21 protein-coding genes are annotated in these 17,522 nt (G+C 65.5%); 7 read left to right on the forward strand and 14 right to left on the reverse strand.

Features of this window, described 5'->3' with window-relative positions:
* Positions 1-3: 3 nt before the first annotated feature.
* The 11 genes from QP552_RS10465 to QP552_RS10515 form a co-directional block, all read right to left on the reverse strand.
* On the reverse strand, positions 4-750 hold the full coding sequence (locus tag QP552_RS10465) for a response regulator transcription factor (protein WP_258394032.1): 747 nt from the start codon (positions 748-750) through the stop codon (positions 4-6).
* Between the two features lie 141 nt (positions 751-891).
* Positions 892-1,398, reverse strand: coding sequence for a GNAT family N-acetyltransferase (locus QP552_RS10470; protein WP_286075836.1), 507 nt, complete (start codon positions 1,396-1,398; stop codon positions 892-894).
* Positions 1,399-1,494: 96 nt separating this feature from the next.
* Positions 1,495-2,028: a lipocalin family protein gene (locus tag QP552_RS10475; RefSeq protein ID WP_286075837.1), complete on the reverse strand. Its 534-nt coding sequence runs from the start codon at positions 2,026-2,028 to the stop codon at positions 1,495-1,497.
* An 8-nt stretch (positions 2,029-2,036) separates the two neighbouring features.
* A complete protein-coding gene (locus QP552_RS10480) occupies positions 2,037-3,110 on the reverse strand; it encodes a cyclopropane-fatty-acyl-phospholipid synthase family protein (RefSeq protein ID WP_286075838.1) in 1,074 nt (357 codons plus the stop codon).
* Positions 3,107-3,892 (reverse strand): DUF1295 domain-containing protein, encoded by a 786-nt coding sequence (locus QP552_RS10485; RefSeq protein WP_286075839.1) that lies wholly within the window; start codon positions 3,890-3,892, stop codon positions 3,107-3,109. Before QP552_RS10485 ends, QP552_RS10480 begins: the two co-directional genes overlap by 4 nt.
* On the reverse strand, positions 3,889-4,437 hold the full coding sequence (locus QP552_RS10490; protein ID WP_286075840.1) for a DUF2878 domain-containing protein: 549 nt from the start codon (positions 4,435-4,437) through the stop codon (positions 3,889-3,891). Before QP552_RS10490 ends, QP552_RS10485 begins: the two co-directional genes overlap by 4 nt.
* A 1-nt stretch (position 4,438) precedes the next feature.
* Positions 4,439-5,698 (reverse strand): cyclopropane-fatty-acyl-phospholipid synthase family protein, encoded by a 1,260-nt coding sequence (locus QP552_RS10495; protein ID WP_286075841.1) that lies wholly within the window; start codon positions 5,696-5,698, stop codon positions 4,439-4,441.
* Positions 5,695-6,462: a DUF1365 domain-containing protein gene (locus QP552_RS10500; protein WP_286075842.1), complete on the reverse strand. Its 768-nt coding sequence runs from the start codon at positions 6,460-6,462 to the stop codon at positions 5,695-5,697. Before QP552_RS10500 ends, QP552_RS10495 begins: the two co-directional genes overlap by 4 nt.
* Positions 6,459-7,736, reverse strand: a complete 1,278-nt coding sequence (locus QP552_RS10505) for an FAD-dependent oxidoreductase (protein WP_286075843.1) — start codon at positions 7,734-7,736, stop codon at positions 6,459-6,461. Before QP552_RS10505 ends, QP552_RS10500 begins: the two co-directional genes overlap by 4 nt.
* A gap of 1 nt (position 7,737) precedes the next feature.
* Complete coding sequence (locus QP552_RS10510) at positions 7,738-8,688, reverse strand: acyl-CoA desaturase (protein WP_286075844.1); 951 nt, start codon at positions 8,686-8,688, stop codon at positions 7,738-7,740.
* Positions 8,689-8,769: 81 nt separating this feature from the next.
* A complete protein-coding gene (locus QP552_RS10515; protein WP_286075845.1) occupies positions 8,770-9,537 on the reverse strand; it encodes a hypothetical protein in 768 nt (255 codons plus the stop codon).
* A gap of 132 nt (positions 9,538-9,669) precedes the next feature.
* Here QP552_RS10515 and QP552_RS10520 point away from each other — a divergent pair, with 132 nt between their 5' ends.
* The 5 genes from QP552_RS10520 to QP552_RS10540 all read left to right on the forward strand — a co-directional run bounded on the left by QP552_RS10520 (position 9,670) and on the right by QP552_RS10540 (position 12,361).
* Positions 9,670-10,293 (forward strand): sigma-70 family RNA polymerase sigma factor, encoded by a 624-nt coding sequence (locus tag QP552_RS10520; protein ID WP_106548536.1) that lies wholly within the window; start codon positions 9,670-9,672, stop codon positions 10,291-10,293.
* Entirely contained in the window at positions 10,290-10,961 is a 672-nt protein-coding gene (locus QP552_RS10525; RefSeq protein WP_286075846.1) for a ChrR family anti-sigma-E factor, read from the forward strand. Before QP552_RS10520 ends, QP552_RS10525 begins: the two co-directional genes overlap by 4 nt.
* Positions 10,962-10,978: 17 nt before the next feature.
* Positions 10,979-11,671: an oxidoreductase gene (locus tag QP552_RS10530; protein ID WP_286075847.1), complete on the forward strand. Its 693-nt coding sequence runs from the start codon at positions 10,979-10,981 to the stop codon at positions 11,669-11,671.
* 101 nt (positions 11,672-11,772) lie between these two features.
* Positions 11,773-12,036, forward strand: a complete 264-nt coding sequence (locus tag QP552_RS10535; RefSeq protein ID WP_146146947.1) for a hypothetical protein — start codon at positions 11,773-11,775, stop codon at positions 12,034-12,036.
* A 31-nt stretch (positions 12,037-12,067) separates the two neighbouring features.
* Positions 12,068-12,361, forward strand: coding sequence for a hypothetical protein (locus QP552_RS10540; RefSeq protein WP_106548532.1), 294 nt, complete (start codon positions 12,068-12,070; stop codon positions 12,359-12,361).
* A 16-nt stretch (positions 12,362-12,377) separates the two neighbouring features.
* On the opposite strand, the gene QP552_RS10545 is transcribed toward QP552_RS10540, so the two are convergent.
* Both QP552_RS10545 and QP552_RS10550 read right to left on the reverse strand, forming a co-directional pair.
* Positions 12,378-12,863, reverse strand: coding sequence for a TspO/MBR family protein (locus tag QP552_RS10545; RefSeq protein ID WP_286075848.1), 486 nt, complete (start codon positions 12,861-12,863; stop codon positions 12,378-12,380).
* A 74-nt stretch (positions 12,864-12,937) separates the two neighbouring features.
* On the reverse strand, positions 12,938-15,121 hold the full coding sequence (locus tag QP552_RS10550; RefSeq protein WP_286075849.1) for a hypothetical protein: 2,184 nt from the start codon (positions 15,119-15,121) through the stop codon (positions 12,938-12,940).
* Positions 15,122-15,301: 180 nt separating this feature from the next.
* Here QP552_RS10550 and nudI point away from each other — a divergent pair, with 180 nt between their 5' ends.
* Both nudI and QP552_RS10560 read left to right on the forward strand, forming a co-directional pair.
* The gene (gene nudI, locus QP552_RS10555; RefSeq protein ID WP_286075850.1) at positions 15,302-15,733 is read left to right on the forward strand and encodes a nucleoside triphosphatase NudI; all 432 of its coding nucleotides are present in this window, start codon (positions 15,302-15,304) and stop codon (positions 15,731-15,733) included.
* 142 nt (positions 15,734-15,875) lie between these two features.
* Complete coding sequence (locus tag QP552_RS10560; protein ID WP_062607033.1) at positions 15,876-16,073, forward strand: hypothetical protein; 198 nt, start codon at positions 15,876-15,878, stop codon at positions 16,071-16,073.
* A 465-nt stretch (positions 16,074-16,538) separates the two neighbouring features.
* On the opposite strand, the gene QP552_RS10565 is transcribed toward QP552_RS10560, so the two are convergent.
* Positions 16,539-17,456, reverse strand: a complete 918-nt coding sequence (locus QP552_RS10565) for a DNA-binding protein (protein ID WP_286075851.1) — start codon at positions 17,454-17,456, stop codon at positions 16,539-16,541.
* Positions 17,457-17,522 lie beyond the last annotated feature (66 nt).

The raw sequence follows: 17,522 nt of genomic DNA on the forward strand, positions 1-17,522 counted from the left end.
TTCTCACATCACCTCCAGCTGTCGTCGCATGGCGTAGATCTCGGCATCGTTGCGCAGCCCGAGCTTTCGCAGGGCCGCGGTCTTCTGCGTGCTGATCGTCTTTATGCTGCGATGGCGTTGAAGCGCAATCTCGGAGACGGTCAGGCCTGCGAGCAGTAGATCGAGCACTTCACGCTCGTTGCGGCTGAGTTCGTCGAAGGCTGCCGGCAGCGTGCAATCGGGAGGTAGTCGTGACAGCCCCTGCGACACCCGCACGATGGCATCCGAAAGCATTGCCAGCGGTTCGGCCTTGCTGACAATGCCACTGATGCCGCTGGCAATCAGCTGGCTGACGTGCGTGGTGGGCGAGAGGGTGGCGAAGGCGAGCAGAGGCACGCGAGCAAAGCAGTCACGCAGCAGGCTCACCAGTTCTGTGGCACTGCGGTCTTCGCGGCCCAGTGCAAGGTCGATGATTGCGACGTCCACGGACATCTTCCGCAGGCTGCCGATGAATTCGTCGCTGCACGCATGGCTGGCGACGATGCTGAAACGGTCATCGCCGGACAGGTGCAGGGCGGTACCACGACGAACGACTTCATGGTCGTCCAGGAGCGCCAGCCGCAGCCGACGCGGTGCAGGAAATCCATTCATGCGCTGGGAGGTGATCGGCGCCCGTGGGGCGTGATGATCATTCTGGCGCTGCTGTCGCGTCGAACATCGAAATTGCTTGATTTTTGCGATTATTCCTAAGAGTCGATGTGCTGCATCCATCGATTCTGGACTATCCATTGACGGTATGGATTGCCGGGCCGGGGGCAATCCGTTTCCGCAAGCGAGATGGCGCCTGGTGCGGATGTCATCGGGAAACATCCGGGGCAGCACGGCGCCGATCCGCGCCCACCGGGATCGACTTCATGGCGTCTGATCGTTGCCGTGCAGGCTGCGCGCCATCTCGCTGGTTCCGGCCCAGCCAAGGTCAGCGTACAGCGGCTTCCCCTGCGCGGTGGCATGCAGGACCGCGTAAGTGGCGCCACGTTCGGCGAAGGCGTCGTCGGCCAGGGTCATCAGCTTCCGGGCGATGCCCCGGCGGCGGTACTCCGGTTCCACGTACACGTTGAGGACGTAGCCGCGGTAGCCCTGCTCCGGATGGGCAGGGTGGGGTGGCCAGTCGATCAGCATCAGGCCAATGCCGGCGATGGTCCTGCCGTGGTCTGCAAGGACATGGCCGAAGTACTCGCCCGAGGCCAGGCGCGGCGCCAGCCAGGCAAGGAAAGGAGCCGCCATCGCCCGCAGGACCTCCTCGGTCCGCCCACTCTCGCGGAACATGGCTTCGCGGTGGGCGCAGATCACATCCAGGTCGCTCGCACGGATCTGCCGCACTTCAAGCCCGTTCCATGTCGCCTCTGCGTGGCTGCCCATCGTGCTGATCCCCGGCTCAGGTCTGTCCGGCAATTCTGGCATCCTCTGCCGGGTGATGCATGACGCAGGACGCAATCGGGTCGTTGTTGCCACGCACTACCGGATGGATTGCGGCACGCGCCTCAGCCGGCGGATGTCGTAGCCCATTTCGGCGATGCGCTGCACGGCTTTCTGGTAGTCGCCGTCGGACACCTGCGGCGTACGTGCCATGTACCAGACATAGTCGCGCTTGCTGCGCGCCACGATGGTCTGGCGGTAGCCGTCATCCAGCCAGGCGATGATGTACTCGGCCTGGATCGGCCAGATGAACTGCATGCCCCATACCGCGCCATGGCCTTCCTCTTCGACATGGCCGATGGGGTGCATCGACCTCTGCGGGGCATCGAAGCTGCCCTTGCGATAGGTGAAGGTGGTCTGGATGCGCCCATCGGGCTTCAAGGCATAGCTTTCCACTGCATCGTAGGCGTCGCGTTCGGGCCAGGACGGGATATGGGCGATCACGTACCAGTCGCCCATGAAGCGGGGCACATCCACCGAAGGTGCCTGCGGAAGTGGCCGGGTGTCGCTGGAGGAGCAGCCTGAGCCGAACAGGCCGACCGCGATCAGCGGAAGCAGCGGGAACATGCGCATGTCACACCTCAGCGGGGACGGAACAGGTAATGGGCCACCAGCCATTGCTGGCCGTCGTCGTAACCGAACAGTTCGGCACACGCCATCCAGAACATCCGCCAGCGCTGCCACCAGATCCGCGCGGCCGCCGGTCCATAGGTCGCCGCCAGCACCGGCATCACCTGGTCGCGTGCAGCGTCCTGATTGGCCAGCCAGTGTTCCGCAGTGCGCTGGTAGTGAGTGCCGTCCAGCAACCAGCGCTGATCGAGCCGCAGGTCGCGCTGGAAATGCAGCAGGGTATCGGCGGCGGGCATCAGGCCGCCGGTGAAGAAGTGGCGGCCCATCCAGTTGTCGCCGCCCCGGGTCTCAAATGGATACATCAGCGTGCGATGGGCGAAGATGTGCACGAACAGCGCACCGTCCGGCTTCAGCCACTGCGCGATGCGCGCCAGCAGGCGCTCGTAGTTGCGCACATGCTCGAACATCTCGACCGAAACGCAGCGATCAAACTGCGCCCAGGGCAGTTCCAGCTGGTTCACGTCACGGGTGAGCACTTCCACATTGAGCAGTCCGCGCGCCTGGCACTGGGCCATGATGTGATCGCGCTGGCTGTGCGAGTTGGACACGGCGGTGATCGTTGCGCGCGGGTAGCGCTCGGCCATCCACAGCGTCAGCGAGCCCCAGCCACAGCCCAGTTCGAGGATGTGCTGCCCATCGGCCAGGCCAGCGCGCTGGCCGTACAGTTCCAGCATCGCTTCTTCAGCCTGGTCCAGCGTTTCGCGCCCGGTGGTGTAGTAGCAGCTGCTGTACTTCAGTCGCTTGCCCAGGCAGGCCTGGAAGAACGCCGCGGGCACTTCGTAATGCTGGCGATTGGCCGCATCGGTATGCAGGGCGAGCGGGCTGTCGGCCAGTTCGGCGATGCGGCGACTGAAACGCGCGGACTGCGCTTCGATGCCGCCTTCCGATTCTTCCTGCAGGCGCTGCGCGCACAGCCGCCGGATGCCGGCACGCAACGCGGCATCCGGCAGCAGGCCGCGTTCGGCCCAGGCGGTCAGCCCGGTTTCTGCTTCCCCGGCCGGATTCAGTGACGGTATCGCGCTCATGCGGAATGCTCCTTGGAGGGGCGGGGAAACCAGGGGAAGAACATCGACGTGCTGCGCTGGTAGGCGCGGTAGTCGTCGCCGCGGCTGCGCAGGGCCTGCTTTTCGGTGAACGGGATGCCGCTGAGATAGCGCAGGAATACATACATCAGCACGGGGCCGAGCCAGGCCAGCCACCACAGCGGCGAGCCGACGGCCAGCAGCACGTAGGTGAACCAGTGCAGCCACTCGAAGAAGTAGTTGGGGTGGCGGGAGTACCGCCAGAAGCCGTCTCGGCAGGTGCGGCCCTTGTTCGCCGGGTTGGCGCGGAACCGGGCCAGCTGCCGGTCGGCCAGCGCCTCTCCGCCCACGCTCAGCAGCCAGACGAGCGCGGCCGCCAGCACCCAAGGCGTCGTGCCAGCGGTTTGATTGGTGGCGACCGCGACGAAGGGCAGGGCAAACAACACCACCAGCAATGCCTGCGCCATGAAGAACCCGAAGATCTTTCCCTGGTGTCCCTGCCAGTGCGCACGGAGGTAGCGATAGCGCCCGTCCTCTTCTTCGTGCCGGACGCGATGCCAGAGATGAAGGGCCAGGCGACCGCCCCACAAGCCACCGAGCACAGCCAGCGCCACCCGTGGCGTCACCGCGCCATCGCCCAGCAACGCCAGCATCAGCGCGGCGGCAGCCACGCTCTTGGCCCAGAGCACATCCACAACGCCGATGTTGTGGTGACGGCGCTGCCAGGCCCAGCCCCAGCTCATCACCAGCACCGCGTACAGCAGCACCCAGAGCAGGCTGATCATGATGACGCTCCGGCGAGAGGTGGTTGTGGCGTAGTACGCGGGCCGCTACGGGCGGCCCGGCACAACAGGGAAAGCGCAATGGCCCAGCCTGCGCCCAGCACCAGTACGCCATGCCACATCGGGCTGTTGAACTGCACCGCACCGAATCCACGCGCGGCCGACAGGTAGGCCAGCGGCGCCAGCAGCAGGCCGAACAGGGGCGGCAGGGCAGGGAGGCGCTGCAGGAAGCGCATCGAGGTGGTCAAGGTCATGGCAAATGCCGCCCACAAGGCCATGATCCAGGGCGGCGGCGCCCATCCCAGCGGTGCCGCGGCGTAGCGTACGGCGCCGCTGGCGGCCGCACTGGCATCGACCAGCCAGGCGCAGGCCAACGCAAGCACCAGCAGCCGCAGATCCAGTCGCGGATGGGCCGACGTCAGCAGCTGGCTGGCGATGTAGAGCGACGCAGCCAGCAACGCGGGCCACTGCCAGCCGCGCCCGGCGCCGGCCACCGCGCATAGCCAGACCAGCTGGTTGCCAATCAGGTTGGCCCAGAACCGGCGCATTTCAGTTGCCTTCACCAGGTGCGACCGCGGGCCGATGGCCCGGGCGCGCCAGCAACAGATGGGAGACGCCGATCGAACGCTCCAGGAAGCCGCCTTCGCAGTAGGCCAGGTAGAAATCCCACAGGCGGCAGAAGCGGGCATCGAACCCCTGCGCCTGCACCGCAGGCAACTGCGCGAGGAAGCGTTGGCGCCAGGCGCGCAGAGTCAGCGCGTAGGAATGGCCAAAGTCTTTCTGAGCGATCAGCTGCAGGTCGCTGGATCGCGTCTTGGCCGCCATGATGGCGTTGATGGAAGGGATGAAGCTGCCGGGGAACACGTAGCGCTTGATGTAGTCGATGCTGCGCCGGGCCTGCTCGTAGCGGTGATCCTCGATGGTGATGGCCTGCAGCAGGGCAACGCCATCGGGCTTCAGCAAGCGCTGAAGCGTGGCCATGTAGGTGTCCAGGTACTCGGCGCCGATCGCTTCGATCATCTCGATCGAAACCAGCTTGTCGAACTGGCCCTGCAGGTCACGGTAGTCCTGCATCAGTAACGTGACCCGGTCCTGCAGGCCGGCGGCCCGCACGCGCTCGGCGGCCAGCGCATGCTGCTCGGCGGAGATGGTGGTGGTGGTGACATGGCAGCCATAGTGCTGCGCCGCGTGCACCGCGAAGCCACCCCAGCCGGTACCGATTTCCACCACGCGGTCACCCGGCTTGAGTTGCAGCTGCTGGCAGATGCGGTCCAGCTTGCGCCGAGAGGCGGATTCCAGCGATTCGGATTCGCTGGTGAACAGCGCCGACGAATACATCAGGTCAGGCGACAGGAACAGGGCGAAGAAATCGTTGCCCAAGTCGTAGTGGGCGGCGATGTTGCGCCGGCTGCCTTCACGGCTGTTGCGGTGCAGCCGGTTCCAGCCGCGCAGCAGCCAGCCAGCCACACGGGCCGGGCCCTGCTCCATGCCGTCCAGCAGGTCGCGGTTGCGTACCAGTAGCTGTATCAGTGCGACCAGATCATCGCAATGCCATTCACCCTGGATGTAGCTCTCGCCGGCGCCGACGCTGCCTTGTGCAGCGACCTTCCGGTAGAACGCCGGGTCTTCGATGGTCACCGTCACCTGCAGCCCGGCGTGGGCGTTGCCCAGCCGGACCTCGCCAAGGGCATCACGCACGCACAGGTGGCCGTCACGCAGGGGGGCAAGCTGTGCCAGCAGGCGACGGCGCAGGAAGGCGTCCAGCGCGCCGGCGCGCGGCAGGGTCACCGAAGGTGTCATCGAGTTCATTGCGGTTTCCCGGCAAGGGTGGGGTGGTCGTGTACGGGGTTGCGCTTCAGCCACAGCCGCAGCGCGTGCCAGTGGATGGCGGCCACCACCTGGGTGGTCATCAGTGGATAGCAGGCGAGCACCCGGGCCAGCCCCCGGCCATCCAGGCGGCGGCGGTGCATCGTCTGGGTGGCATCGAACTGCCGGATACCGTCGCGCCAGACCTGCATGTGCACGCGCAGGTCCTCATCGGGGCTGTTGAAGCGCCAGTCATAGCGGCAGTCCATCGGCATGAACGGCGAAACGTGGAAGCGTTTGTCGAACTGCCAACGCAGTGACGTACCTTCGTGCGTGGCCGTAGCGACCGGCAGCACATAGGCGTGCCGTTCCTTCCAGGGAGTATTGGTGATCTCGGCAACGATGCAGTCCAGCGTGTTGCCGTCGGCCTGATAGCAGTAATAGAAGCTGACCGGGTTGAACACATGCCCGGCAAAGCGAAGGTGGGTGAGCAGGCGCACTGGCCCTGAAGGTCGATGACCGAGCGTCTTCGCGGCATGGTCGCGCACGGCATCGGCCAAAGGCTGTGCGGGATCGCCGAAATAGTCACTGCGCCGGAACTCGGCGAGGTTGCGGCGATTGACCGACCACAGCCAGCGCTCAACAAATACGCTCTCCAGTTCATCCAGGTCGAGCAGCAGTTGTGCAACCGGGTAACGGAACGCATGCGGATGCGGATGATGCCGGCGATGCACCACCTGCCCGAAATAGAGTGCGCTGGCGCTCATGCCGCCACCTCGCCCGGTAGCGATACCTCGCGATGCGGTGCGCAGGCCTCCAGTGCATCCACCACGCGGCGGGCGCTGCGGATGCCATCCTCATGGAAGCCCCAGCCCCAATAGGCGCCTGCGAACCAGGTGTGGCGATGGCCCTGCAGCTCCGCCCAGCGCTGTTGCGCGCGAACCGCCGCGTGATCGTGCACCGGGTGTGCATAGTGCAGCGTGCGCAACACCCTGGCCGGATCGATGGCCTCGCTGCGGTTGAGGGTGACTACCAGCGGCGTGCTGCCGGGCAGGCCCTGCAGCAGGTTCATGCAGTAGCTGACCGTGCAGGGCGCGGCCGGATCCCGCGGGACATGCGCGTTCCAGGCGGCCCAGGCCTTGCGGTTGCGTGGCAGCAGCGACGCGTCGGTATGCAATACCGCTTCGTTGGATTGGTAGCGGATGGCACCCAGCACCTCGCGTTCGACGGGATCGGCATCACCCAGCAGGGCCAGCGCCTGGTCGCTATGGCAGGCCAGGATGACTTCGTCGAACGCCTCGACGCCTGCGGCGCTATGCACGCGTGCACCCCCGGGCATGCGTTCCACCCGCTGGACCGGGCACTGCAGGCGCTCATGCACCCGCCAGCGGCGGCGCAGGGCGTCCACGTATCGCGCCGAGCCGCCCGTGACCACCCGCCAGGAGGGGCGGCCGGTCATCTGCAGCATCTGGTGGTTGGCCATGAACTGCGCCAGGTAGCGGGCCGGGAACTCCCGCACGGTGGCCGCGGGAGAGGACCACAGCGCCGAGGCCATCGGCAGCAGGTGCTCTTCAATGAAGGCCTCGCCATAGCGCTGGGTGCGCAAGTACTCGCCCAGCGTCGGGCCTTCCTCCTCGGCCAGCAACAGCGGGGCATCCTGGTAGAACCGGCGCAGGTCGGTCAGCATGCCCCAGAAGCGCGGCGACACCAGGTTGCGGCGCTGGCAGAACAAGCCATCCAGCGAGGTGGCGTTGTACTCCACGCCGCTGCGCTCGCTGTGCATGGAAAAGCTCATCGTGGTCGGCTGCGACGCCACGCCCAGCTCGTCGAACAGTGCCGTCAGCAGCGGGTAGTGCTGGGGATTGAAGACGATGAAGCCGGTGTCCACGGCCATGCGCGTGCCGTCTATCTGCACGTCATGGGTATGGGTGTGCCCGCCCAGGTAATCGCTTGCCTCGAACAGCGTCACGTCGTGCCGTTCCTGCAGCCACCAGGCGCTGGCCAGCCCCGAGATGCCTGAACCGATGATGGCGATTCGCATGTCAGTACCTCGCCTTGGCCAGCACCCATTCGGGGATGGGCTTGAGTCCCTTGACCAGCCCGAACGCCGCCATCACGCGCAGCCCGTACCAGGTCAGGTCGATCTCCCACCAACGGAAGCCTTGGCGCACGGTGCCGGGGAAGAAATGGTGATTGTTGTGCCAGCCTTCGCCGAACGTCAGCAGGGCCAGCCAGAGGTTGTTGCGGCTGTCGTCGCGGGTCTCGAAGCGGCGACGACCGAAGCGGTGGGCCAGTGAGTTGATGGTGACCGTGGCGTGGAACAGCACGATGGTGGAAATGAAGAATCCCCACACCAGCAACTGCGGGCCGGAGGTGTGCAGGCCCGGCGCCCAGTGCTCCAGTGCTGCACCCAATGCATACAGGCCAACGGCCAGCAGCACGGGAACGGCGGTATCGAAACGGTCCAGCCAGCGCAGTTCCGGGAAGCGCGCCAGGTCCGGCACCCGCGACAGGTCGGTGGTGAAGGCTTCACGGGTCAGGAACCAGCCCATATGGCTGCGCCAGAAGCCGCCTTCGCGCGGCGAGTGCGGGTCCAGTGGCTGGTCGGCGTGGCGGTGATGGTGGCGATGGTGGGCCGCCCACCACAGTGGACCGCGCTGGACGCTGGACGCGCCGATCACCGCGAACACGAACTGCACGGCGCGCGGTGCCTGGAAGGTGCGGTGCGAGAAGTAACGGTGATAGAACGCGGTGATGGCGAACATGCGCACCGCGTAGAGCACCGCGGCCACGATGACGGCCGTCCATGAGACGCCAACCCAGATCACCGCGATGCAGGCCACGTGCATCAGCGCGAACGGCACCGCCCGCAGCCAATCGATGCGGCCCGGCTGTTCCGTGCCGGCGTCCGCGGCGTCGCCGGTATCAACCCAGCGCTGCAGGGTACGCAGCAGGCGCCAGCGTCGACGGGGGAGGGGCGATACAGAGGCCATGGCGGATCTCGGCGGGTGTCGTGTCTTCCTTTACGCAGCAGAATGCGTAATGGATGCGACGTGTTGCAGTGAATGTCGGCTTCACGTGTTCGTGACGGGGCAGCGGTCGACCAGTGGCTGCGCCCATGCCTGCTGCCACTCAGGCGTGGGGCGTTGCGCGGGTGGCGAGCCAAAGCGCACCGTCACCTGCGGATAGGTGCCCCGCGCATCGCGCAGGTTGCTGGTGCCGTTGAATTCCAGCAGGCGCCGGTCGGCACTGGCATAGACCAGCGACAGGCGGGGCGCGATGCCGCCATACCAGGTGTCGAGGCTGACCTCGATCGACTGGGCGTCGATGCCTTGCCAGCGCAGGGTGCCGGTATGTCGCACCTGCACCGGGAAGTAGCGCTGTCGCCCGGGCACCAGGAACGGCAGCGAGAGGCGCTCGCCCTGCATCAGCGCCGCCCAGTGCAGGCGGACCGCCGCATCGAATCCCGCATCGATCACCGCGTCCTGCGGCAGATCGAGCCTGCGCTGCCGGAGCGGACTGGCTGCGTCCTCCTTCCAGGCGACCGATACTGCGCCGCTGACGGCCTCGATCTCGGCTGTCTGGCCACTGCGCCGGTCCTCCAGTGAATAGCCGCGTGCCTGCGGACGGGTGCTGGCTGGCAGGTGCTTGCGGGCGAACGGCTGCCCCCCCGGGCACTGGTACAGCACCCAGCGTTCGGCACCCTCGGTCGCATCGCGGCGCCAGTGCACTTCACGGTAGAGGACCCGACCCTGCGGGGACGTGGCCACGCCCTCGCTCCGCAGCATGGGGGCCGCCAGCGCGGCATGGGGCAGGCACAACAACAGCCAGGCGATGCGCATGGCATTCATCCGTAAGGGCGGGTCCAGGTCGTACGGCAGGCGGGGCGGGTTGGATGCGCAATGCGGGCTGCATCCAATTGCCATTCCCGCGCGTACAGGGGAGAGACCTTCACCCGCCCGCCGCGAACGCAGATGTACCCTGACGCCGCCAGCACCCTCGCCAACTTCAACAGCGCACGCACCGTGTCCAGCTCCCAGCAGCCCAGCAGCGAGCCGAAAAACTGGGCCGGTGACATGGACGGTGTCGCGCGGCTGCGCGACCGCGACTGTTTCATGCGGATCTATGACCATTTCATGCCGCGCCTGTGCGTCTATCTGCGCGGGCTGGGCGCGCCCGAGGCGGTGGCCGAGGAGCTGGCGCAGGAATGCCTGCTGCGCCTGTGGCTGCGTGCGGCCGACTATGATGCCGCGCAGGGTGCGCTGAGCACCTGGCTGTACCGCATCGCCCGCAACCTGCATATCGACCGCGTGCGTCGCGAGCGCAGCTGGATGCAGGTGCAGGTGGCGGTGGAGGACGCCGCAACGATGGACGTGGTCGAGCGCAGCAGCGCCGAGCAGTTCGCCGACCAGGCCCGGTTGCGCCAGCGCATCAACGAGTTGCCCGCGGTGCAGGCGCGGCTGGTGCGCATGTCCTACTTCGAGGCCAAGAGCCACAGCGAGATCGCCGAAGCGCTGGGCATGCCGCTGGGCACGGTGAAATCGCACCTGCGGCGTGCGTTCCTGCAACTGCAGTCGAAAGTGGGAGGTGCGCTGTGAATCCGCACCATCATCTGCACGAATCCACGCTGATGAGCTACGCCGCGGGCGCGCTTCCGGCGCCGTTGAGCATCGTGGCGGGTGCCCATCTGGAGCAGTGCCCGCACTGTCGCCAGCGCCTGCGCGAGGCCGAGGCGATCGGATCGGCCTTGCTGGAACAGACCCAACCTTCCACGGGCGATCTACGCCACGCGCAGTTGCGCGAGGCGATGTTGATGCACCTGGCGGCGGACGCGCCTGCCTCGGCAGTGGCGTTGCGACCCGTTTCGAGAGAGCGACCCGAAGCCGATCCGGACCATCTCCCTGCTTCGCTTCACCCGTATTTCGGTGCGTCGCTCAGCGACCTGCGCTGGCGCTGGATGGCGCCAGGCGTGCACTGCATCCGTGCAGAGCAGATGCCTTCGCTGATCATGCTGAAGATCGCCCCGGGCAAGTGCCTGCCGATGCACAGCCACGGCCGTAGCGAGCTGACCCAGATCCTGCGGGGCTCGTACAACGATGCGCTGGGGCTGTTCGCGCCCGGCGACGTGGCGGACCTGGATGAGGACGTGGAGCACCAGCCGGTGACCGCGCCGGGGGTGCCGTGCATCTGCGTTTCGGCGCTGGATGCGCCGCTGGTGTTCAGTGGCTGGTTGGCGCGGAAGATCCAGCGCTTCGTGAAGCTCTAGCGGGGCAGGAGACGGTGATGGCCAGGGTAAAAGCATTGCGTGTTCTGTTGACCGGCGCCGCCGGGCTGGTGGGGCAGGGCGTGGCGCTGGCCTGCCAGCGCTCACCGCAGGTCGGCCACCTGACCGCGCTGGTACGGCGTCCGGGCAGCCTCAACGGTGCGGGCAGCGAGCGGGTCGTGCCGGATTTCCTGCGCATCGATGAGCAGCGTGACGATCTGGCTGGCTTCAACGCGTGCTTCTATTGCGCGGGCGCACCTCCGGTGGGCACCGCCGAAGCCGAGTACCGGCGGGTGACGCTGGACACCACACTGGCCGTGGCCCGCGCGTGGGCGGCAGTGAATCCCGACGGGTGCTTCCTGTATGTGTCCGGCGCCGGCGCGGACCCGCAGAGCCGGGTGATGCCGCTGCGGATCAAGGGCGAAATCGAACTGGCGCTCCGCACGATGCCGGTGCGTACCGTGATGCTGCGCCCGGGCGGCGTGCGGCCGGTATCGGGAACCGGCACGCGCCACGCGGTGCTCAAGCCCTTGTACTGGGGTGGCGCACCGCTGATGAAACTGGCTGGCGCACTCGTCCCTTCACTGGTCACCAGCAATCTGGCGGTGGGCCAGGCGATGATCGCACTGGCCGGACGGGAGCATCCACCTGCGACGGTGGAGTGCAAGGACATCAACCGGATCGCAGCGGGAACACCTGATCCGGCGCCTTGAGCTTTTGGTGCGCACGCCCCCAGATCCTGCAGGTCCGCCTCGATCAGCAATAATCTGACTGCACCCCCGTGGTGGTTCTGGTAAAGCGGCGCAAGACTCGCATGGAACTGCCACTGCACGTGCAGGACGCCCAGATAGCGCTCGCGCGAGGCGAAGATGCGCTGTTCCAGAAAATGCTGATCGAGGCGGCCGTGAGTGCTGCGGGCGTGTTCCTTCAGCATCAGGCTGAGAGGAACGGCATGAGGGCGGGCTGGGATGGGCACGGACATCGACAGGCACCCTGGCAGAACCGCGCCCACCGGCGTGTAGAGGTTTCGCAGCCGGTGCATATGGGCTGCACACCGGCTCGACAGGGGGTGACCTAGGGTTGGTCTACCTTCAACAGTTGCCACGCCCGTGAACCTGCAGACGCTGCCACCCCTCCCGTATCGCATGCTGCCCGACAGCTGCCAGTTTGAATTGCTGGATGTTGATGCCCTGCAGGATCCCGCCAGCGGCCGTCTGCTGCATCTGTATTCGCTGGTGGCTCGTTGCCTTTCCTGTGAGACGGTGTTCAAGGCAGAGGAAGGCCAGGGGCTGGTGAGCCATTCTTCTGCCAGAGTGGTGCGCTGCCCCACGGGCTGCGGCCAGCAGGCCTTCAAGCCGTCCCTGCTGAGGGCGTGGCGTCCGCAGGCGATTGCCCGGGCCTGATTGGTGTGCGTTGCCGTCACAGCAGCGCGGGGTTGGCCTGCCAGACCGCGTAGTTCAGCGCGCAGGCAAACGAGATCCAGGCCAGATAGGGCAGCAGCAATATCGCCGCAACGCGATTGACGCGCGCAAATGTGACGACCGTGGCGCACACCAGCGCAATCAGTAGAAGAATGTCAGCGAACGCGACGGCGCCAAGCTTCCAGCCGAAGAACAGCCAGCTCCACAGTGCGTTGACGGCCAGTTGCAGCAGATAGAGCAGAAGCGCCGGTTGCGCACCGCGCCAGCCGCGCTCGCGCCAGACCCGCCAGGCCGCCACCGCCATCAAAGCATAGAGCAGCGTCCACACCGGGCCAAAGACACCGGCCGGCGGCGCCCACGTGGGCAGCTCAAGCGAGGCATAGAAGGTGGCCGCCGTTGAAGATGCCCGCGCGCCCAACGCGGCCGCAGCGAAGGTGATCGCCAACCAGCCCAGAAACCCGGAAATCTGTGTACCGCGCTTCATTCCGATACTGCTCCATGCTCCGTATGCCGCTGCATACGCATGAAAGCGGCATTTGGATGCAGGCGCCGCAGCTTTCAGTCTGAAGACCCGCCAGTGCTTGCAGGCAGCAGGGAAGGGCGCTCGTCAAACCACTCGCGCGCCTTGGCCAGATGCCACTGGCGCTGGTCGCCATCCAGCTCGATGCCCGCTCCCAACAGCCCCCAGCGCAGATAGAGGTCGCCGCGCTTGCGCTGTTCCAGAAGATCCAGTCGCGCGCGCACCGACAGTCGATCATTCTCGGCCTGCAGGCCATCGATCACCAGATGGCCCGGGCGCCAGCGCAGTGAGGCCTGTGCATCCACCTGTCCGGAATCCAGCAGCGACAGGGTCCAGCGCGGATAGTCCGTGCGTTCGGCGAACAACGCCAGCAAGGGGCGCGCGTCGCTGAGTGTCAGGTCGGTGGTGGCGTCCACCTGGAAGGGCGATTGCGCATCGATGCGGCCGCGCTTGAAGGCCACGCGACCTCTCCACGCGGTCGAGCGTTCGGTGCCGGCCACCTGCACGTTGCGCAGTTCGACCGTGGTGCCTGACAGGTCGAAATGACGCTGATTGAAGTCGCCCCGGCGCAGCGTTGCATTCACGTCCACATCGCCCCCCATGTCCAGGCCGGCGACCTTCGCGCTGGTGTTGCGCCCCTGAAGGCGGGCCGTGCCATGGCCAACGCGGCCATCGGTATCGAGGGTGGCATCTCCGCTGAGTGAGCCGGTGCCGCGAAGCAGGCGCACCTGTTTTGAACCGAGATAGCGGTTGTAGGCGGACAGATCCGGAATCGTGGCCTCGCTGAAACTCAGATGCGCACGCACCCCCTTGCGCAGCTCCTGCAGGCGACCGTCGCCGGTCAGGTCCAGCGCCAGATCACGACCATCGAACAGCCGCACGTCCTTGGCATCGTTGGGCCGTGCGGTGAAGCGGGGCAGTCGCACGGAAAGCAGCGCTTGATTTGGAGCGCCTGACTTCAGTTCCCCGTGGGCGCTGGCGGCACCTGCAAGCCGGACACCGGCGACCTCGGCAACTGCTTCGGCAGAGGGAATGTCCACCGTGCTGCCTTCGCTCAGCTCGCCGTTGCGCAGCCGCAGGTCGGCCTTCAGTGTGCCGCCGCCGTCCAGTTGCAGCCACGGCTTGCGAACGAACAGGGCAGGGATCCAGTTGAGCGAGGTGAACGTCCATTCGCCGCGCACCGTGCCGGAACTGCGCTCAAACAGTTGGGCCGGATCCTGGAAGGGGATATCACGGCCCGTGATGTGCAGGTCCGCGTCCACTTCGCTGCCCGAGCCGGGCCGGGGTGGCAGGCGCGCCTGCAGGCGCAGGTCATTGGCCACATTGAGCTGAAGGGCCAGCACGCCGCGGTCGGGAGCGCCGTCGCCAAGGTAGAGCGGCACCTGCCAGAGCGCGTGGTCGCCAGCCTGCAGCTGGCCACCGATCAGGTGTGCCGAGAGCTGCAGGCGGCCCGGCACCGGGGCGCTGGAGATCTTCGGGGTGGTGGCATCCGTATCCATGCGCAGGCCCTGGCTGCGTGCATCAACGTCCAGCTGGGCACGCAGGATCTTCAGTTTGGCGAGCCCAGGCGCCTGGTCCCGGTAATGGCGCGGGTAGCTGAAGCGTGCAGCCAGGTTCATGTCGCCCAGCAGCTGCACGCCGTCGAAGCTGGTGTCCGCACCCTTGAACGTGACGGTTGAATCCAGCAGTTCCGAAGGACCGCCGCGCAGCTGCTTGACGAAGCCGACCGTGCCCTGGCCCTTGCCGATGATCAGCAGTTTGCCGAAACGGGCGCTGCGGATGCTGTCGCTGTGGATGGCATCGAAACGCAGCGTCCAACCCTGGTCGCTGCGCGGGGGCGGCGGAATGGCCTCTTCAACGCGGCTGATCTCGGCCGATACGCCCGTGGCCTGCAGGCGCGGAACCCGTACTTCGCGCTGGAACAGCGGCAGGATTGCCAGCCTGGCGCTTGCCCGGTCGGCATGCAGTACGTAGACGGTGTGGTTGACGTGGCCGCGCATGTGCACGTTCCAGGCGATCACGTGGCCGGGAAGCAAGGTGATGGCCGGGCCCGTGGACATCACGAACTTGTGCGGCTTGCGGTTGGTGACCTGGTCGAACAGTGGCGTGTTGAGGAAGATGTTGCCGGCCAGGAGGTAGGCAACATACAAACCCAGCAGGATGTAGATGGCAATGCGCCATCGCCGGGGCAGGTGATGTGCGGGCGCAGGAGGAGGGGACATGTACCACTCGAACAACGAGGACCCCCGCACTATTGCGAAGTGAGCGGCGGCAGCATGTGAAGCCGCCGCGCCGCGCAGGTTCGCCGTGACCTGCCACGCTAAATCAATTGCAACCCATCGGGATGGAACCGGGTTTCATACAATCCATCCGGCACCTATCCGATATCCAAGGAAGACACTGTGAGACAACGCGTCATCGTATGCCCGCTGATCCAGAACCAGGGCGCCTACCTGCTGTGCCGCATGCCGTTGGATCGTGGTGCATTTCCAGGCCAATGGGCACTGTCCGGCGGTGGGCTGGAGCCCGACGAACGCATCGAGGAAGGCCTGCGCCGGGAGATCCGCGAAGAGCTGGGGCACGCGCTGCAGATCGGTGCCGTTCAACCGTGGACCTTCCGCGACGACATCCGCACCAAGCTCTATCCGGACGGTTCCAGCGAGCAGATCCACATGATCTACCTGATCTTCGACTGCGAAGCACTGAATCGCGACGTTACGATCAACGAGGAGTTTGATGCCCATGCCTGGGTAGAGCCGAAGGATCTGGGTGCGTACGACCTCAATGAGGCGACCCGGATCACGCTTCTGGCGAAGGGGCTGCTTTCGAACTAGTGCAGGAAGAGGCACCGGGTCTATATCGAGGGCCTGCGCCAGCGGACTGCCATAGGCTATTAACGTGACGCGTCACGCCAGACGGGAATCACGTTCCTGTCAGGGCAAGTGACCGGCCGATGCGATTGGAGGCGGGAGAACGATGAAGGTCCTACTTTGGGCACCTATAGCTTTATTTGCCTTGCTGTCATTGAGAGCGCTGGCTTTCGTGGCCTATCAAGGACTGAACGGCGCCGCCTTTGAAGAGGAAGAGATCATTGTCGCGGGGGTCGGCTTGGTTTGCGGCTGGATCGCCTGGGTCATGTACAAGACCCTGATCGGACGATGGAGGAAGCAGTAGCTGCCAGGCCGCGAAGGGGCCTGCTGGGAAAGCTGGCTTCTTGTCATGGCAAGGTCGGTGGTTGAGGCGAGCGCTACGCCAGCGTCCCTCGGGATGCCGTGAACATAATATACATTATGCGAAATGCCGTATCCGCCGAGTCTGGGCCTTCGTCGGGTCCTCTTGGCAATGGCTGCGGCTCTGGCTTGGCTCTTGCCTCCCTGTTGGAACCCCCGACAAGGATGAGCTCGCAGCATGATCAAGATCGATCCGCACGAACGAATTGACCTGACGGGCCCTTGGAGCCGACCCAACTAAAGTTGTTACGCCGCTCAACGTATTAGTGCTACTTCTCTGAAGTTGGCGCCTCCATCAAGCAAGTAGCGCCATTAGTTGGCGTCCACTAGGCTCGACTGCAGGAACCGAGGCGATTCGGCTCGCCTTCTGGAGGCGAGCCTTCCAAGTAAAAGTACTACTTCAGCGCGCTCATTGCTTCGGCCGCTTGCGTTTCGGCCTAACATCAGCAGCGATGCGAACTTCTTTGGATCGCTTGAATGCAACTTCCAGCTGAGCTGGCAAATCTCGAAGCCCTGAAAGTTGTCCCTCGAGCGCGTCACATCTGCCGCGCAGGATATCGGCAGCCTGACTGGCCGTGGCGGCCGCTGCTTGGGCGGTCTGGATATCCTGGCGCAGCTGCTTCTCAAGAGCTCTGTGTTGCTCGGATGCCTTGCTTAGCTGCACCTGGAGTTCTTTCGCCTCCTGTCGGGCGCGATCAACATCGCTGAGCGCCCGATTCTCGACAGATCTGGTGTACTCGGCCCAGTCTTCTCGCTCAGATTTCGCCGTTTCTAGCGCCTCATGAAGCCTGGCGTCGAGTTGCTGTCTCGATGCTTCATTTCGATCAGCTCTTCGAAGCTCGACATCCCGCTGCTCTACAAGCTCTGACATCTGCAGACGGAGCTGGTCAACCAATCGCTGTAGCTCTGCAGCTTGCGTAGCGGCAATCCTCTCTCCTGTGAGAGCATCGTCGCGCTCTGAGCGCATTTGCGTCAGCTCGTCAGCTACAAGCCGGGACTTTGCCTCCAGTGCATCACGCCGGGCGGCCAGTGACTGCTCAGCCGCTGCAAGCTCTCGATGGGCGGCCTCCCGGGCATGACTCAACGCTAGCTCCCACCATTGTCCGGCGAGTTCTGCCAACACCGCTGGTGCATCTTCCAGGTCCGGACGCGCTGGCTGCAGGCGCGTGCCAAGTCGCTTCCACCACGTCTCCAGCCAGCGGGTCACGGTGTTCGGCGAGCCTGTCCCCAGGTGAGTCCGGATCCGCTCGACGGTTGGGCGTTCGCCCTTGCCGACCAATTCGTCGGCGGCGCTATGGACGTCAGATTCAGTGATGCCCCGGGCCATGCGAAGTCTCCTTTACTGGCGCCCTACTCTGCTGGTAGCGTACTCGCGATAAGTGATGATTATCGT

This window comes from Stenotrophomonas sp. 59 (genome assembly GCF_030291095.1).
Lineage (GTDB): Bacteria > Pseudomonadota > Gammaproteobacteria > Xanthomonadales > Xanthomonadaceae > Stenotrophomonas > Stenotrophomonas maltophilia_Q.

What these genes read in the sequence shown, in the direction of transcription:
- QP552_RS10465 (WP_258394032.1), bottom strand. Translation starts at nt 750, where the DNA reads ATGGATGCAGCACATCGACTCTTAGGAATAATCGCAAAAATCAAGCAA.
- QP552_RS10470 (WP_286075836.1), bottom strand. Translation starts at nt 1,398, where the DNA reads ATGGGCAGCCACGCAGAGGCGACATGGAACGGGCTTGAAGTGCGGCAG.
- QP552_RS10475 (WP_286075837.1), bottom strand. Translation starts at nt 2,028, where the DNA reads ATGCGCATGTTCCCGCTGCTTCCGCTGATCGCGGTCGGCCTGTTCGGC.
- QP552_RS10480 (WP_286075838.1), bottom strand. Translation starts at nt 3,110, where the DNA reads ATGAGCGCGATACCGTCACTGAATCCGGCCGGGGAAGCAGAAACCGGG.
- QP552_RS10485 (WP_286075839.1), bottom strand. Translation starts at nt 3,892, where the DNA reads ATGATCAGCCTGCTCTGGGTGCTGCTGTACGCGGTGCTGGTGATGAGC.
- QP552_RS10490 (WP_286075840.1), bottom strand. Translation starts at nt 4,437, where the DNA reads ATGCGCCGGTTCTGGGCCAACCTGATTGGCAACCAGCTGGTCTGGCTA.
- QP552_RS10495 (WP_286075841.1), bottom strand. Translation starts at nt 5,698, where the DNA reads ATGAACTCGATGACACCTTCGGTGACCCTGCCGCGCGCCGGCGCGCTG.
- QP552_RS10500 (WP_286075842.1), bottom strand. Translation starts at nt 6,462, where the DNA reads ATGAGCGCCAGCGCACTCTATTTCGGGCAGGTGGTGCATCGCCGGCAT.
- QP552_RS10505 (WP_286075843.1), bottom strand. Translation starts at nt 7,736, where the DNA reads ATGCGAATCGCCATCATCGGTTCAGGCATCTCGGGGCTGGCCAGCGCC.
- QP552_RS10510 (WP_286075844.1), bottom strand. Translation starts at nt 8,688, where the DNA reads ATGGCCTCTGTATCGCCCCTCCCCCGTCGACGCTGGCGCCTGCTGCGT.
- QP552_RS10515 (WP_286075845.1), bottom strand. Translation starts at nt 9,537, where the DNA reads ATGCGCATCGCCTGGCTGTTGTTGTGCCTGCCCCATGCCGCGCTGGCG.
- QP552_RS10520 (WP_106548536.1), top strand. Translation starts at nt 9,670, where the DNA reads ATGTACCCTGACGCCGCCAGCACCCTCGCCAACTTCAACAGCGCACGC.
- QP552_RS10530 (WP_286075847.1), top strand. Translation starts at nt 10,979, where the DNA reads ATGGCCAGGGTAAAAGCATTGCGTGTTCTGTTGACCGGCGCCGCCGGG.
- QP552_RS10535 (WP_146146947.1), top strand. Translation starts at nt 11,773, where the DNA reads ATGGAACTGCCACTGCACGTGCAGGACGCCCAGATAGCGCTCGCGCGA.
- QP552_RS10545 (WP_286075848.1), bottom strand. Translation starts at nt 12,863, where the DNA reads ATGAAGCGCGGTACACAGATTTCCGGGTTTCTGGGCTGGTTGGCGATC.
- QP552_RS10550 (WP_286075849.1), bottom strand. Translation starts at nt 15,121, where the DNA reads ATGTCCCCTCCTCCTGCGCCCGCACATCACCTGCCCCGGCGATGGCGC.
- QP552_RS10560 (WP_062607033.1), top strand. Translation starts at nt 15,876, where the DNA reads ATGAAGGTCCTACTTTGGGCACCTATAGCTTTATTTGCCTTGCTGTCA.
- QP552_RS10565 (WP_286075851.1), bottom strand. Translation starts at nt 17,456, where the DNA reads ATGGCCCGGGGCATCACTGAATCTGACGTCCATAGCGCCGCCGACGAA.